At 67.8% G+C, this 14,482-nt stretch carries 16 protein-coding genes; 3 read left to right on the plus strand and 13 right to left on the minus strand.

What is annotated here, in order from left to right:
- The first annotated feature begins 140 nt into the window (after nt 1–140).
- From P73_RS18770 to P73_RS18780, 3 genes are all read left to right on the plus strand, one after another.
- Nucleotides 141–920, plus strand: a complete 780-nt coding sequence (locus tag P73_RS18770; protein WP_052453411.1) for an IclR family transcriptional regulator — start codon at nt 141–143, stop codon at nt 918–920.
- A gap of 309 nt (nt 921–1,229) precedes the next feature.
- On the plus strand, nt 1,230–2,090 hold the full coding sequence (locus tag P73_RS18775) for an aldo/keto reductase (protein ID WP_043870768.1): 861 nt from the start codon (nt 1,230–1,232) through the stop codon (nt 2,088–2,090).
- Between the two features lie 229 nt (nt 2,091–2,319).
- The gene (locus tag P73_RS18780) at nt 2,320–3,057 is read left to right on the plus strand and encodes a Crp/Fnr family transcriptional regulator (RefSeq protein WP_052453412.1); all 738 of its coding nucleotides are present in this window, start codon (nt 2,320–2,322) and stop codon (nt 3,055–3,057) included.
- Between the two features lie 81 nt (nt 3,058–3,138).
- Here P73_RS18780 and P73_RS18785 read toward each other — a convergent pair whose 3' ends face one another.
- Genes P73_RS18785 through P73_RS18845 form a run of 13 tightly spaced genes read right to left on the minus strand, consistent with a single transcriptional unit; the run spans nt 3,139 to nt 14,322 of the window.
- Nucleotides 3,139–4,065 carry a F0F1 ATP synthase subunit gamma gene (locus tag P73_RS18785; protein ID WP_043871950.1) on the minus strand — a complete coding sequence of 309 codons (927 nt, stop codon included), beginning with the start codon at nt 4,063–4,065 and terminating at the stop codon, nt 3,139–3,141.
- A complete protein-coding gene (locus P73_RS18790; protein ID WP_245629197.1) occupies nt 4,049–5,557 on the minus strand; it encodes a F0F1 ATP synthase subunit alpha in 1,509 nt (502 codons plus the stop codon). The genes P73_RS18785 and P73_RS18790 overlap by 17 nt, the downstream gene beginning before the upstream one ends.
- 7 nt (nt 5,558–5,564) lie before the next feature.
- On the minus strand, nt 5,565–6,332 hold the full coding sequence (locus tag P73_RS18795) for a F0F1 ATP synthase subunit B family protein (RefSeq protein WP_043870770.1): 768 nt from the start codon (nt 6,330–6,332) through the stop codon (nt 5,565–5,567).
- A 4-nt stretch (nt 6,333–6,336) separates the two neighbouring features.
- Complete coding sequence (locus P73_RS18800) at nt 6,337–6,621, minus strand: F0F1 ATP synthase subunit C (protein WP_043870771.1); 285 nt, start codon at nt 6,619–6,621, stop codon at nt 6,337–6,339.
- Nucleotides 6,618–7,322: a F0F1 ATP synthase subunit A gene (locus P73_RS18805; protein ID WP_043870772.1), complete on the minus strand. Its 705-nt coding sequence runs from the start codon at nt 7,320–7,322 to the stop codon at nt 6,618–6,620. The genes P73_RS18800 and P73_RS18805 overlap by 4 nt, the downstream gene beginning before the upstream one ends.
- Complete coding sequence (locus P73_RS18810) at nt 7,313–7,618, minus strand: N-ATPase subunit AtpR (protein ID WP_052453413.1); 306 nt, start codon at nt 7,616–7,618, stop codon at nt 7,313–7,315. Before P73_RS18810 ends, P73_RS18805 begins: the two co-directional genes overlap by 10 nt.
- Nucleotides 7,615–7,902 carry an AtpZ/AtpI family protein gene (locus P73_RS18815; protein ID WP_043870773.1) on the minus strand — a complete coding sequence of 96 codons (288 nt, stop codon included), beginning with the start codon at nt 7,900–7,902 and terminating at the stop codon, nt 7,615–7,617. The genes P73_RS18810 and P73_RS18815 overlap by 4 nt, the downstream gene beginning before the upstream one ends.
- Nucleotides 7,899–8,309, minus strand: coding sequence for an ATPase (locus P73_RS18820; protein WP_043870774.1), 411 nt, complete (start codon nt 8,307–8,309; stop codon nt 7,899–7,901). Before P73_RS18820 ends, P73_RS18815 begins: the two co-directional genes overlap by 4 nt.
- Entirely contained in the window at nt 8,306–9,694 is a 1,389-nt protein-coding gene (gene atpD, locus P73_RS18825) for a F0F1 ATP synthase subunit beta (RefSeq protein WP_043870775.1), read from the minus strand. Before atpD ends, P73_RS18820 begins: the two co-directional genes overlap by 4 nt.
- A gap of 7 nt (nt 9,695–9,701) precedes the next feature.
- The gene (gene arcC / locus P73_RS18830; protein ID WP_043870776.1) at nt 9,702–10,616 is read right to left on the minus strand and encodes a carbamate kinase; all 915 of its coding nucleotides are present in this window, start codon (nt 10,614–10,616) and stop codon (nt 9,702–9,704) included.
- Nucleotide 10,617: 1 nt separating this feature from the next.
- Nucleotides 10,618–11,619, minus strand: a complete 1,002-nt coding sequence (gene argF, locus P73_RS18835) for an ornithine carbamoyltransferase (RefSeq protein ID WP_043870777.1) — start codon at nt 11,617–11,619, stop codon at nt 10,618–10,620.
- Nucleotides 11,620–11,631: 12 nt separating this feature from the next.
- Nucleotides 11,632–12,861 (minus strand): arginine deiminase, encoded by a 1,230-nt coding sequence (locus P73_RS18840; RefSeq protein WP_043870778.1) that lies wholly within the window; start codon nt 12,859–12,861, stop codon nt 11,632–11,634.
- A 15-nt stretch (nt 12,862–12,876) separates the two neighbouring features.
- Nucleotides 12,877–14,322 carry a YfcC family protein gene (locus P73_RS18845; RefSeq protein ID WP_043870779.1) on the minus strand — a complete coding sequence of 482 codons (1,446 nt, stop codon included), beginning with the start codon at nt 14,320–14,322 and terminating at the stop codon, nt 12,877–12,879.
- Nucleotides 14,323–14,482 lie beyond the last annotated feature (160 nt).

Consider the following 14,482-nt stretch of genomic DNA (forward strand, 5'->3'; position numbering starts at 1 on the left):
GCTACGGAGGGCTGTCGCCCAAGTCAACAAATTATCTCACATTGTAGGATTTCTATAAAAACAGGCTCCCGGACTTGGCACCTTCCCTCCCCTCTCCTACTGTCCCGCGAGGGACCGCAGGCGGAGACACGGGACGCGACATGCAGAGCCACGAAAAACTCTTGGGCATTCTGGACCTTTTCGACGAGGAACGCCCGGAATGGGAGTTCGACGCGATGCTCGGCCGCTTGGGGTTCAGCCGCTCGACCCTCTACCGCTATCTCAAGGTCCTGACCGATGCGGGATTGCTGTCTTCCTTTCCGGGACGCGGCTACAGTCTCGGCCCGCGGATCATCCAGATGGACTATCAGATCATCGTCAGCGACCCCCTGATCCGCGCAGCGCGCCCGGTGATGCAGGCATTGACCGGAGAATATCGCAGCGTGGGCCTGCTCTGCCGCCGGTATCGTCAGGGGGTGCTCTGCGTCCATCAGGAAAGCAGCACCGACGAGGTGCGCTCCAATTTCGAACGGGGCCGGTCGCGGCCGTTGCTGAAGGGCGCGGCGTCGCAGGTCATCCTCGCCCATCTTTCCCCCTATCAGCTTTCGCGTCTTTACGAGGAATCTCCCGCCGCTTTCGCCGAGGCCGGGCTCGGTGAGAGCCTGTCCGCGGTCCGCGCCAGGCTCAAGGAGATGCGGCACAGGGGCTGGCATCACACCGTCGCGGCGGTGACCCCCGGCGTGACCGGTGTCGCGACCGCGCTGTTCGATGCGCAGGACGAGGTGACGGGCAGTCTGAGCCTGACCTTTCCGCGGACGGACCTGCGCGACGAGGAGATCGCGGAGATCGGGCGGCGGCTTTCCGATGCGGCGGGGCGGGTCGGCATGGCACTCCGCGAGGAGCCACGACCTGCGAAGGATACCCCCGTCCCGCGCCGGTGAGACACCGCACCGGCCTCACCCCGGACCGCGAGGCCGGCCAGGGAACCGCATCACTCGGCGCATTCATGTCGGGAGTTCATGAGTGCGTTCAACTTTCCCCGGATTATCCGGAGGGTCCGACTGCGCTAGGATCGGGACCACGACTCCTGCCGCATCCGCTCCGCAGGGCGCTTTCCGCCGGTGCCGGGGCGAGACTGGACCGCGCAAGGGATCCGGGACCGGTTCCCGTCCGGCGGGGCGGCATGGACCTCCGTCCGGTCGCGCGACAGCGCATGCGGCGCGAAGAAACCTCAAACGAAAGATGATCGAATGATTCTGGAAGAGAGCTTTACACTGTCCAACGGTGTCGAAATCCCGAAACTGGGGCTCGGCACCTGGATGATCGACGACAGCAAGGTCGCCGAGGCCGTGAAGGCCGCGACCGCCATGGGCTACCGCCACGTCGACACCGCGCAGGCCTATGCGAACGAACGCGGCGTGGGCGAAGGCATTCGTACCTCCGGCGTGGCCCGCGACGAGCTATTCGTGACGACCAAGCTGGAGGCCGGTATCAAGGACTATGCCAATGCGAAGACCGCGATCGACGGCTCGCTCGAAACCCTCGGGCTGGATCACATCGACCTGATGATCATTCACAGCCCGCAACCCTGGGGTGAATTCGGCAGCGACGACCGCTTCTTCGAAGGCAACCTCGAGGCGTGGCGTGCGCTGGAAGAAGCCTATCAGGCCGGCAAGCTCCGCGCGATCGGCGTGTCCAACTTCCAGCAGGCCGATCTCGACAACCTGCTCGGGAACGTGTCCGTGAAGCCGATGCTCAACCAGATCCTCGCCCATATCAGCAACACGCCCTTCGAGCTTATCGACTACACGAAGAGCAAGGGCATGGTGGTGGAAGCCTATTCCCCGGTCGGACACGGCAAGATCCTGAACAACCCGGAGATCGGGGCGATGGCGGAGAAATACGGCGTCGGCGTCCCGCAGCTCGGCATCCGCTACTGCCTGCAACTCGGCCTGCTGCCGCTGCCCAAGACGGCAAACCCCGACCATATGCGCAGCAATGCCGCCGTCGACTTCGAAATCTCGGAGACGGATATGGAGACGCTGAAGGCCGTCGAGCCGATCCGGGATTACGGCGACGCAAGCGTGTTCCCCGTCTACGCCAAGAACTGATCCGCCAGCCGCCGGCCCCGCTCCCGGCCGGCGGCTCATGCGGCCCGGCGCGCCCTCGCGGTTCGCCGGGAGGCGGCGTTGTCATGGGCCGCGATCCGCACCGGGTTTTCCGCCGTGACGCAAGGCAATCGGCGAAAAACGGCTGACGCCCACAACCCAAGCTTGTGCGACCTTTTCGCTCTGCCATTATGGACTTTGCGGATCCCTGCCATTTCCGGGAGCTGGAAGCATGCATTTCCATAAGAAGCAGATTGAAGCAGACGGATTCGAGGTCAGCCCGGCCCTTGATGTCAAATTGAAAAGGCGCGGCTCCGGTCCGCAGGTCCGAACCGCCGAAAAACGCAGTTTCATAAGCCACGAAGGCGATGTCGCCACCTTTCTCCTGCTCTTGCTGGACGGCTGGGTCGCCCTCACCAAGGCGCTTCCGGACGGGGAGACGCAGATCATCGACCTGCTTCTTCCCGGCGATTCCGCGCTGATCGCCGCGCAGCGCGCTCCGATCTCCGCCTGCTCGGTCGAAGCCCTGACCCATGCGAAATTCGTAACCCTCGGCGAGGAGATTCTCGGCGGAACCGATGCGGAGGATGCGGCGATCCGCCGGCGACTGGTCGCGACGCTGTCGACGGCCCAGGCGCGCGTCGCGGAGCATCTTCTCAGGTCGGGACGGGGCAGCGCCGCCAGCCGCATCGCCTATGCCCTCCTGGAACTCTACGTCAGGCTTCAGGCCGTGGGGATGACGTGGGAGACCTCCTTCGCCCTGCCGATGACCCAGCAGGACATCGGCCAGTTCACGGGGCTGTCGAACGTTCACGTCTGCCGGACGCTGCGGCGTTTCGAGCAGGACGGGATCGTCGCGCATCGCCACGGGACGGATATCGCGCTCCACGACATCCATGCGCTTTGCACGCTGGCCGGCGTCAACCTGGACCAGTTGCGGAGCAAGATCCTGATAAGGGGCGCGTTCTGACGCGGTGGCGCCATCCGCGGCGGATCATGAACGGGCCAAGTCCGTCCTTCCCGCCTGCGCCGACGGACGCCGATGCCTCTGTCACCCGGTCCCGTCCTCCCCGGCCGACGGGTCCGCGGGCGGCTCCCCCTGCCGGCGCTTGTCACGGTCCTTCAGCGCCTCGAACCCGATCACCACGTCGAGAAGTTCCGTCGTGATCTCGCTTTGCCGCACCGACCGTGTCTCCGCCGTCAGCTCTTCCAGCCGTTCGTCGACCGATTGTTCGGCCTGTTGCATGCGCGCGAGCCGGGAGGCATTCTCGGTCACGAGCGCCTCGGCGGCGGCGCGGAAGATCTCGGCGAACAGGTAGCTGCGGATCAGCGCGGCCAGCAGGGCGTCGGGCGTCAGGGTCAAATGCGGCAGGCTCCGCGATGTCCAGGGCCGCACGGCGAGCTCGGCCATCAGTTCGGGATCGAGCGGCAACAGGCGGCGGGAGACCGGCGCCTGCTGGCCATGCGCCGCGCGCTGCATGAACACCAGAGACACCGCGATGTCACCGGGCGCGGCCTCATGGCGCATCGCGTCGAGCCGGGTGATGAGACGGCCGGCAAGCCGCCCCAAACCGTCGGCCGTCGCCGGCGGAAACAGCGTCGCCGCAACACCGAGCCCCTGCCCCGCCAGCGCATCCTCCAACTGTGCCCCGACGCAGATCAGGCGGGAGGCCTCGACAGTCCGGTCGACCTCTGCGGCGATCAGCTCGTTGTAATTGCCGCAGAGCCCGTGATCCGAGCCGAAGGCGATGACGACGGGCGCGCCGGCGGGCGCCCGGTCCCGCGGCAGCGGACCGTTGCGGTGCAGGAAGGCATGGAACCCGTCCAGCACGGTGTTCCGATAGGCTTCGATGGCGGTGGCGGCCTGTTCGTAGGGAAGCGCATTGATGGCCGACATGGTCTTCATCGTCCGCACGATGCCCCGGATGGAGTGCAGGGTTTCGGTGTGGTGGGCGAGAACCTCAAGTGACTGCGCCACGGTCCGCCCCCTCGACCGCCGCACGCGCCCGCGCCAGGACTCGCGCCCGGTCCTCCTCCGTCAGTTTTTCGTTCTCCGCGATCCGGACGCCGAGGCCCGCGTCGTCCTCCTCCATCGCCGCGCGGATCGCCGCCATCGCCCCTGTCATGGTCGCCTCGTCCATCCCGTCGAACAGGCCGTCCATCGCCACCACGAGCACCGCAAGCTGGACCGGCGCCGCCACCGGATCGCGTTCGGGCTGCCGCAGGGCCGCGCGCACCGCCGCGCCGCGTTTGAGGCGGGCCCTGGTCTGGTCGTCCAGCCGCGTGCCGAAGCGGGCGAAATCCTCGAGCTCCTCGAATTGCGACAGGGTGACCCGCAGGTTGCCCGCCACCTCGCGGAAGGCACGCGACTGCGCCTTGCCGCCGACGCGCGACACGGAGACGCCGAGATCGACCGCAGGGAACTGGTTCTTGCGCACGAGCCGCGGCGACAGGTAGATCTGCCCGTCGGTGATGGAGATGAGATTGGTCGGAATATAGGCCGAGAGGTTTTCCGCCTGCGTCTGGACGATCGGCAGGGCCGTGATGGAGCCGCCGCCCACGCGTTCGGCAAACTGGCCCGCCCGCTCGAGAAGCCGCGCATGGACATAGAAGATGTCGCCGGGAAAGGCCTCACGACCGGGCGGACGGCGCAGCAGGAGCGACAGCTCGCGATACGCATGGGCATGATGCGTCAGGTCGTCCATCACCACGAGCACGTCGCGGCCCTGTGCGGCAAAGGCTTCGGCGACCGACATCGCCCCGTAGGGCGCGATATAGGCGAGGCCCGGCGCATCCTCGTCTCCGGCGGCGATCACGACGGTGCTGTCCATCACCTGCCCGGCACGCAGGGCCGCGATCACCTTCGCCACCGCATCGCCGCGCTGGCCGATGGCGCAATAGATGCAGATCACGCCGGTGTCGCGCTGGTTCAGGATCGTGTCGACCGCGACAGAGGTCTTGCCGGTCTGGCGGTCACCGATGATGAGCTGGCGCTGGCCGAGCCCCACCGGCACAGCCGCATCCACCGCCTTCACCCCCGTGGCAAGCGGGCGCGAGACCGCGGATCTGTCCAGGATCAGGGGCGCCTCCGCCTCGATCGGCTGCCGGACGGCGGCCTCCACCGGCCCCCTGTCGTCGCGCGGCCGGCCGAGCGGATCGACCACGCGGCCAAGAAGCGCCGGGCCGACCGGGACGCTCACCACCTCGCCGGTGCGGTGCACGGTCTCGCCGAGCGCGACCTCCTCGGACGGGCCGAGCAACACCACCCCCAGCCGCTCCGGCTCGAGATCGAACACGATCCCGCGGACGCCGGAGGCGAATTCGAGCAATTCGTCCGACAGCGCCCGCGCGAGCCCGGTCACGATGGCAATGCCGTCGCCCACCTCCGCCACGCGACCGATCTCGCTGAGCTTCGGCGGCGGCGCCGGGCTGTCGAGCAGCGCCTTCAGGAGCGCCTCGGTGTCGGCCATGGGCGTTTCAGGCGACATCGGCCCGTCCCTTCCTTGCGGCCGGACCGGAGCCCTGATCGAGAAGATCCTCCAGCCCGTCGAGATAGCTGTCCACCGTCCAGGCGACCTGCGCCCCGCCGAGACGGAGCGTCAGGCCGGGCGCCGTCGCGGGATCGGTGCGAAATTCGACGGCGACGCCGGGCAGCCGGGCGCTCAGGTCGCTGTCGAGGGTCTGGCGCACGTCCGGCGGCAGCGGATCGCGGGTCGTCACCACGGCGGTGCGGCTGCTGCCCGCCGCCTTGCGCAGGTGCTCGGCCATGTCGTCGAACCGGTCGGCGGCATGGGCCACGATCCGCTGCTCCAGCGTCTCGCCCGCCAGATCGGCCAGCGCCTTGCGGGTCAGGGCGAGGAGGGCGGAGGCACCGCGCCGGTGCAGATCCGCGGTGTAGCGCCGCGCCTCCTCGGCGCGCTGGCTCTCGCGCTCGGCCTGTTCCCTTGCCACGCGCTTGCGGGCCTCGGCCAGTATCGCGTCGCGTTCCGCCTCGGCACGGCCGCGCGCCTCCTCGATCGTCTGCGCCTCGCTTGCGCCCAGGGCCGCGACCTTGGCTTCGTATTCGGCGCGGACGGCCTCGGCCGCCTCGCGGATCTTCGCGGCCTCGCCCATGCGGGCGGCGATCCCGTTCTCGCGCGCGTCGATGCCGTCGAGGATCGGACGGTAGAGAAAGCGTTTCAGCAACCAGACCAGAACCAGAAAGTTGACAATCTGTGCCGCGACCGTGATCCAGTCGATCGACATGATCCTAGCTGCCCACGCCGCTCGCCGCGGCGATCGCGTTCCAGAAGGGGTTCGCGAAGACCAGGATCATGGCCACGACGAAACAGTAGATCGCGGTGGATTCGATCATCGCCAGGCTGACGAAGAGCGTCCGGGAGATGGTCGAGGCCGCGTCGGGCTGCTGTGCGATGGCGTTGAGCGCGGTGGAGGCGGCGCGTCCTTCGCCCAGCGCCGGCCCGAGCGCGCCGAAGGAAACGGTCATCCCGGCGGTAAAGATGGAAATGGCGGCGACGAGGGAAAGATCTGTCATGTCTGGTCCTTTGCAGGTTCCGGGGTGTCTCGGTCCGGCGGGGCGGCCGTGGCCGACGAGATGTAGACGGTGGCGAGGATGGCGAAGATATAGGCCTGGATGATGCCGGTCAGCAGGCCCAGCATGTCCATCACCACCGGGAAGAAGAACGGGGCGACGCCGAGGAGGATCGCTGCGATCACCGCCCCGCTCATGATATTGCCGTAGAGCCGGATGGCCAGGGAAATCCCCCGAGAGAATTCGCTGATGACGTTGAACGGCAGCATGACGACCGAGGGCTCGACATAGGTCGCGAGATATCCGCCGAGCCCGCGGCTGGAGATGCCGAAGATCGGCACCGCCACCAGCACCGACAGCGCCAGCGCCGCGGTGGTGGACAGCGAGGCGGTGGGTGGATCGAAGCCCGGCACCACCATCAGCAGGTTCGAGGTGACGATGAACAGGAACAGCGTGCCGCTGAAATACAGCAGCCGCCGGTCGGGCGCCTGCGAGATCTCGGCGATCTGGCCCTCGATCCCGCGCACGATCACCTCGAGCGCGGTACGCCACCGGCTCGGCGGCACCTCGGGGCGCAGGTTGCGCGTGACTAGCCAGGAGACGGCGGTCAGCAGCGCCATGATGAGCCAGGTGTTGAAGATGGTCTTGTTGATGGCAAGGGCGCCGATCGCGAAGACGATGGTGTCGTCCGGGGTCAGTTCCATCCGGGCGCGTCCTTCTCTGCACGCGGCGGGCGGGCGAGCGCGACGGCGAGGAAACGCACCGCGACAAAGGCCAGCGCGAAGGCGGCGAGCACCGCCGCGCCGGCCTGCGCCACCAGCCAGCCTGCCGCCAGAAGCGCTGCGATCCTGAGGCCCGCGCTCGTCACAAGCACCGGCACCGGACGGCGCGCCCGGAGCGCGAGCCGCATGCCGAGGGCGAGACCGGCGAAGAACAGCACGCCTGCCACCGCGCCGCCGAGGGCGCCGAGCCCGACGAGCGTCCAGTCGAGGTCGATCATTTGCCGTCTCCTTCCTTGCCGATCCACCCCCAGGCGATGACTGCGCCGAGCACCACCCCGCCGACAATCAGCGCAAGCGTCCAGGAAAACCCCTGCGGCGCCACCCGGTCGAGCCACAGCCCGAGGAAGGCGCCGCCGACCGCGGGCACCGCGATCGACCAGCCGATCATGCCGAACGTGCCGATCCCCCGCAGCGGACTGGGACCCGGATTGTCGCGGGCGGCCTTCATGCGGCGGGCGCGATTGCCGATGTCCTCCGGAGACCTGTCGCGTTCTTCGGTCATGGATGGGGTTTCCTGAGGCTGACGAAGCGGCGCACCATGTCGGCTTCGAGCCGGGACAGCGCCGCCCGCGCGACGCGTTCGTCCTCCTCCATATCGGCGAAATTCTGCTCCACCGTGTCGCGCAACGTTCCGAGATCGTCGCTCTCCACGCCCCGGCGCACCACGATCCCGACCTCGTGCCCCTTCTTGACCAGCAGACCCTCGTCGATGCCGAAGATCCGCTCCCGCCCGTCGGGCGCGGTCACCAGCAGCACCGAGGACACGAGCGCCGTGACGAAATCCACATGGTTGGGAAGGATGCCGAAGCCGCCGTCCTGCGCGGTGGCCGTCAGGCGGATGGCGGGCCCGTCGAAAAGGACGCGCGTGGGCAGGCGCAGACTGACCTGCATGGTGGATGCCATGCTCATGCGACCTCCTTCAGATCGGACAGTCCGCCGATCATGTAATAGGCGCTCTCCGGCAGGTCGAAATCGGTCTGCCCGAGGATCGTCTCGCAGCCGTCCAGCGTCTCCGCGATGGGCACCAGCCGGCCGGCGGTCCCGGCCGCGGCGGTCACGGTGAAGAAGGGTTGGGTCAGGAAGCGTTCCAGCCGGCGCGCACGCGCCACCACCGCGCGATCGTGAGCCGACAGTTCCTCGATGCCGAGCATAGCGATGATGTCGCGGAGTTCCTCGTATTCCGCCAGCGTCCGCCGCACGCCGCGGGCGATGTCGTAATGCCGCTGGCCGACGACGGACGGCGTCAGCATGACGGAGGTGGAGGCAAGCGGATCGACCGCGGGATAGAGCCCCTCGCTCGCCCGCTTGCGGGACAGGACGACGGAGGCCGAGAGATGCGAAAAGATCTGCGCCGCCGCCGGGTCGGTGAAATCGTCCGCGGGAACGTAGACGGCCTGGATCGAGGTGATCGCACCCGTGCGGGTCGAGGAGATCCGTTCCTCGAGGGCGGCAAGCTCCGTCGCCAGCGTCGGCTGGTATCCCACCCGCGACGGCATCCGGCCCAGAAGGCCCGACACTTCGGATCCCGCCTGCACGAAACGGAAGATGTTGTCGATCAGGAGCAGCACGTCCTGCCCGCGATCATCGCGAAAATATTCGGCCATGGTCAGGGCCGAATTGCCGATCAGGAAGCGCACGCCCGGCGCCTCGTTCATCTGCCCGAACAGCATCACCATCCTGTCGCGCACGCCCGCCTCGCCCATGTCGCGCCAAAGCTCCTCGGCCTCGCGCGACCGTTCGCCGATGCCGCAGAAGAGGCTGACGCCGTGGTGATGTTCCACCGTGTTGTTGATCAACTCGCTGAGCAGGACGGTCTTGCCGACGCCGGCGCCGCCGAACAGCCCGGTCTTGCCGCCCCGCTCGATCGGGGAGAGCAGGTCGATGGCCTTGATCCCGGTTTCGAGCACCCCGGCGCGCACCACGCGGTCGGAGAGCGCCGGGGGCGGCCGGTGGATCGGCCGGCGCGCCACCGCCTCCGGGGGAGGAGCCCCGTCGAGCGGCGCGCCGAAGACGTCGAGCATCCGCCCCAGCACCGCCTCTCCCACCGGCACCTCGATGCCCGCGGGGCTGACCGTGACGGTCATGCCGAGCCCGAGGCCGCGCACGGAGCCGAGCGCGATGCAGCGCACCACGCCCCCGCCCATGAGAGAGACCACCTCCATCGCGACCTCCCCCGCCCGGAGGAGCGCGTGAATATGCGGGGCCGTGCCGCCGAAGGCCACCTCGACGACGCCGCCCCGGATCGCGACGATGGTTCCCGTCTCCGGCTGTGCCGTGTCGCGCTCTTCCGTCATCGGATCGTCATCCGCCTCTTGCCACCCATGTGCCCGCCGTCCGGTTCAGGATAGCCACAGCCTGATCCAATCGTCCGATTCCCGCCAGCCCCCCGTTTGCCTCGGCAAAGGCGGCGGCCGCGGCGATCTTCGGCCCCATGGAACCTGCGGGAAGATCCAGCCCGCGCGCCCGTTCCGGGGTGAGGCTCCGCAGGGCAGCCTGACCTTCCCTGCCGAAATCGCGATAGACCGCGTCGACATCGGTCAGCAGCAACAGCGCGTCGGCGTCCAGTTGACGTGCGAGCAGGGCGCTCGCCGCATCCTTGTCGATGACGGCCTCCACCCCGGTCAGGCTGCCGTCGGAGAGGCGCAGGACCGGAATGCCGCCGCCGCCGGTGCAGATGACGATCACGCCCTGTCCCAGCAGCAGCTCCAGCACCCGGATGTCGGGGATCTCCACCGGCGCGGGCGAGGCGACGACCCGGCGCCAGCGGTCGCCATCCCGCGCGATCTGCCATCCCGCCGCGCTGGCGCGCGCCTCCGCCTCCTCGCGGGAATAGACCGGGCCGATGAACTTCGTCGGGGTGCGGAAGGCGGGGTCCCTGCCATCCACCACCACCTGCGTCAGAAGGGTTGCGACCGGCTGCGCGTGATCCAGCGCGTTTTCGAGCTCCTGCTCGAGCATATAGCCGATCATGCCGCCGGTTTCGGCGCCGAGCACGTCCAGCGGATAGGCCTCCTCCGGCTTGTAGGCCGCCCCCTGCAACGCCAGCAGGCCGACCTGTGGCCCGTTGCCATGGGTGACGACGAGGTCATGCCCCGCCCGGACGATCTCCGCCAGAGACGCCGCGGCGGCGCGGGCATTGGCGCGCTGGTTCTCCGCAGTCAGCGGCTCGCCCCGCCGCAGCAGCGCGTTGCCCCCCAATGCCGCGACCACGCGCATCTCAGCCTCCCAGCGTGGCGACGAGCACCGCCTTGATCGTGTGCATCCGGTTCTCTGCCTGATCGAAGACGATCGAGGCGGGGCTCTCGAAGACCTCGTCGGTCACTTCCATCGCCTCGAGCCCGTAGTCGTCGCGGATCTGCGCGCCGATCTCGGTCTCGGCATTGTGAAAGGCCGGAAGGCAATGCATGAACCGGGTGCGCGGGTTGCCGGTCTTCGCCATCAGCTCCGCATTGACCTGATAGGGCGTCAGGAGCTCGATCCGCTCGGCCCATTTCTCCTTCGCCTCCCCCATCGAGAGCCAGACATCGGTATAGATGAAGTCGACGCCCTGAACCGCGGCCTCCACGTCCGCGGTGATCGTGATCCGCGCGCCGGTCTCCCCGGCGATGGCGGCAGCCTCCTCCCGGATGGCCTCCTCCGGCCAGAGGCTCCGGGGCGCGCAGAGCCGCACCTCCATGCCCATCTTGGCCCCGCCGATCAGAAGGCTGTCGCCCATGTTGTTGCCCGCGTCACCGATGAAGCAAAAGGAGACTTCGCGCAGCGGCTTGTCGGAATGTTCCTGCATGGTCAGGAAATCCGCGAGGATCTGGGTCGGATGGAATTCGTCCGTGAGCCCGTTGTAGACCGGCACGCCCGCGTGATCGGCCAGCTCCTGCACGATCTTCTGGCCGAAACCGCGATACTCGATGGCATCATAGATCCGCCCGAGCACGCGGGCCGTGTCCCTGACCGTTTCCTTCCTGCCGATATGGCTGCCGGACGGGCCGAGATAGGTCACGGTGGCACCCTGGTCATGGGCGGCCACCTCGAAGCCGACGCGGGTGCGCGTACTGTCCTTCTCGAAGATCAGCGCGATCTCCTTGCCCTTCAGGCCGGGCTGTTCGGTGCCGGCGTATTTCGCCGCCTTGAGATCGGAGGCGAGCTTCAGCAGGAAGGCGATCTCGGCGGGGGTGAAATCGCGCAGGCTCAGGAAGTGGCGGTTCTTCAGGTTGAAGGACATGTCATGCTCCTGTCACACGGGGCCGCGCATCGTCGGGCAGCTCATGCAATGGCCGCCGCCCCGGCCCCGGCCAAGCTCGGCGCCGGGGATTGCCAGCACCTCGATCCCCTCGGCCCGGAGCGCGGCATTGGTGTCGTCGTTGCGGTCGTATCCAATCACCACGCCGGGGCGCAGGGCAAGGACATTGTTCCCGTCGTTCCATTGCTCGCGCGCCCGCTCCTCCTCGGTCTCGCCGCCCGTCGGCACGATCCGGAGCCGCTTGTAGCCGAGAATTTCCGCGACGATCTCGAAGATCGGCCGCGGGTCCTCCCGGAACGACAGCGGCGCATCGCCCTCGCCGGGGCGGATGTCGTAACAGACCAGTTCATCCGCGACCTCCTTGAAGGTCGTCACCACATCGTCGCCGCAGAGGGTGAAGACCGTGTCGAGGTGCATCGCCGCGCGGGACTTCGGGATCCGGAAGGCGACCACACGGTCCACCACCTCCCCGGCGAACAGGGCCTCGGACAGTTGCCCGACGCCCTGCGGCGAGGACCGCTCTCCCATCCCGACCAGCACCGTGCGGCGTCCCACCGGCATGATGTCGCCGCCCTCGAGCGTCGCGAGACCGTGGTCCTTCGTCGGGTCGCCCCAGTGGATCCTCACCCGTCCCGCGAATTTCGGGTGGAACCTGTAGATCGCGGTGTTGAGCAGGGTCTCCGGGCGCCGCGCGCTCCAGTGCATCGGATTGACGACGACTCCATCATGGATCCATGCGGAATTGTCGCGGGTGAACAGCGCGTTGGGCAGGGGCGGCAGAATGAACCCGTGATAGCCCAGGTAGCTGCCGAAGAGGCCCGCCGGACGGAACGGAAGATCCTCCACCGTCAGCCCGCCCAGAAGGTATTCCGCCAATGTCGCCCCCGGCAACTCGTCCATCCAGGCGCGGAGGTCTTTGCGCATGCCGACGCCGATCTGGTCCGGCGTGATCCGGTGATCGAGGATCCAGGCCCGGCCTTCGGGCCGCTCCAGCGTCTCCGCCAGAAGCGTGTTCACGTCCAGCACCTCGACGCCTTCCTCCCGCATCAGGCCGGCGAAGACATCGTGATCCTTCTGCGCCTGCTTGACCCAGAAGACATCGTCGAACAGCAGGTCCTGACAGTTCGCGGGCGTCAGCCGGCGGTGGGCGAGACCGGGCCGGCACACGATCACCTGCCGCAGCGTTCCGGTCTCCGAATGGACTCCGAGAATGTGCTCGGTCATGGTCTTTTCCTTCGGTCAGAGGAGAGCCGCCACGCTCAGCGCCGCGCTGACGAAGACGACCAGAAGCAGCAGGAGCGGCCAGATGAAGACGAGCCAGCGTTCGTAGGGCACCCGGCCGATCGCCAGCCCCCCGACCACGACCGCATAGGTCGGGGCGATGAGGTTGGTGATGCCGATGGCCGTCTGGAAGGCCGTCACGGCAAGCTCGCGCCCGACCCCCGCGAAATCCGAGAGCGGCGCGAAGATCGGCATCGACAGGACCGCGAGGCCGGAGGTCGAGGGCACGACGAAGCTCAGCAGCCCCTCGATCCAGAACAGCGCGTTCACATAGGCGATGTCGGACATGCCGCTGATCCTGTCCTCGAAATAGTGGAGGATCGTGGCGGAGATCATGCCCTTGTCCATGATCACGACGATCCCGCGGGCAAGGCCGATGACCAGCGCCACCCCCAGCAGGTCGCGCGCGCCGTCGACGAAGGCGGAGGTCATCTTCTTTTCCCCCATCCAGCCGAGGATACCGACGACGATGGCGGAGCCGAGGAACAGCGCCGACATCTCGGCCATCCACCAGCCCTGCGAGGACACGCCCCAGATCATCACCACGAAGGTGAGCGCGAAGACGATGAGGACGATCTTCTGCCTGCCGCTCAGGACCGCCTCGCGCGCCGCCTCGTGGCCCTTGAGGAAATGCGCCTCGTTCTCCGCCTTGCGCTCCGCCACGACCGATCTGTCGGGCGCCTCGCGCACGCGTTCGGCATAGCGCATCACGAACACCACCGCGATCAGCCAGCTCACGGCAAGGATGACGAGGCGCAGGCCCATGCCGCGGGTGAACGGGATCCCGGCCGCGTCCGAGGCGATGGCCGTCGAGAAGGGGTTGATGGTCGAGCCGAGCACGCCCACGCCCGCGCCCAGCATGATGATCGCCACGCCGGTGACCGCATCATAGCCCGCCGCGATCGCCACCGGGATCAGCAGCGGATAGAAGGCGAGCGTCTCCTCGGCCATGCCATAGGTCGTGCCGCCGAGGGCAAACAGCGCCATCAGCGCGGGGATCATCCATTTTTCCCGCCCCTTCAGCCCGCCGATCGCGCGTTCGATGCCGGCGCTCACGGCGCCCGTGGCATTCACCACGCCAAGGAAGCCCCCGATCACCAGCACGAAGAGCGACACGTCGATCGCATTCGCCACATATTCGGCGGGATCGTAGAAGCCCGCGATCGGTGCCATCAGCACATCGAGCAGCCCCTGCGGATCCGGCTCCACCGTGTGATAGGTGCCGGGCACCGGCGCCTCCTGGCCCAGCGCCTCGTCCATCACCTGATCGTATTGCCCTGCGGGCATGATCCAGGTCAGCACCGCCATGAGGACGATCAGGAGGAACAGGATCGTATAGGCCGTGGGAAAGCGCGAGGCCCTCACGCGTTCGGGATCGGGCGCGGTATCGTGTTCGGACGGCATGGCAAATCTCCCGGCAAAGGCGGGCGGTCGCCCGCGGATATCGGAGGACTCCAGGGCGTCAGGCCGGCGTCGTCCTCGTCTATGCCGCAAAATTAGGCTGACTGTGAACGGGGATGCATTAACCTGCATCAAGTCTTCCGCCTCCGCCGGGAGCCGCGGG

It is taken from the genome of Celeribacter indicus (assembly GCF_000819565.1).
Taxonomy (GTDB): domain Bacteria; phylum Pseudomonadota; class Alphaproteobacteria; order Rhodobacterales; family Rhodobacteraceae; genus Celeribacter; species Celeribacter indicus.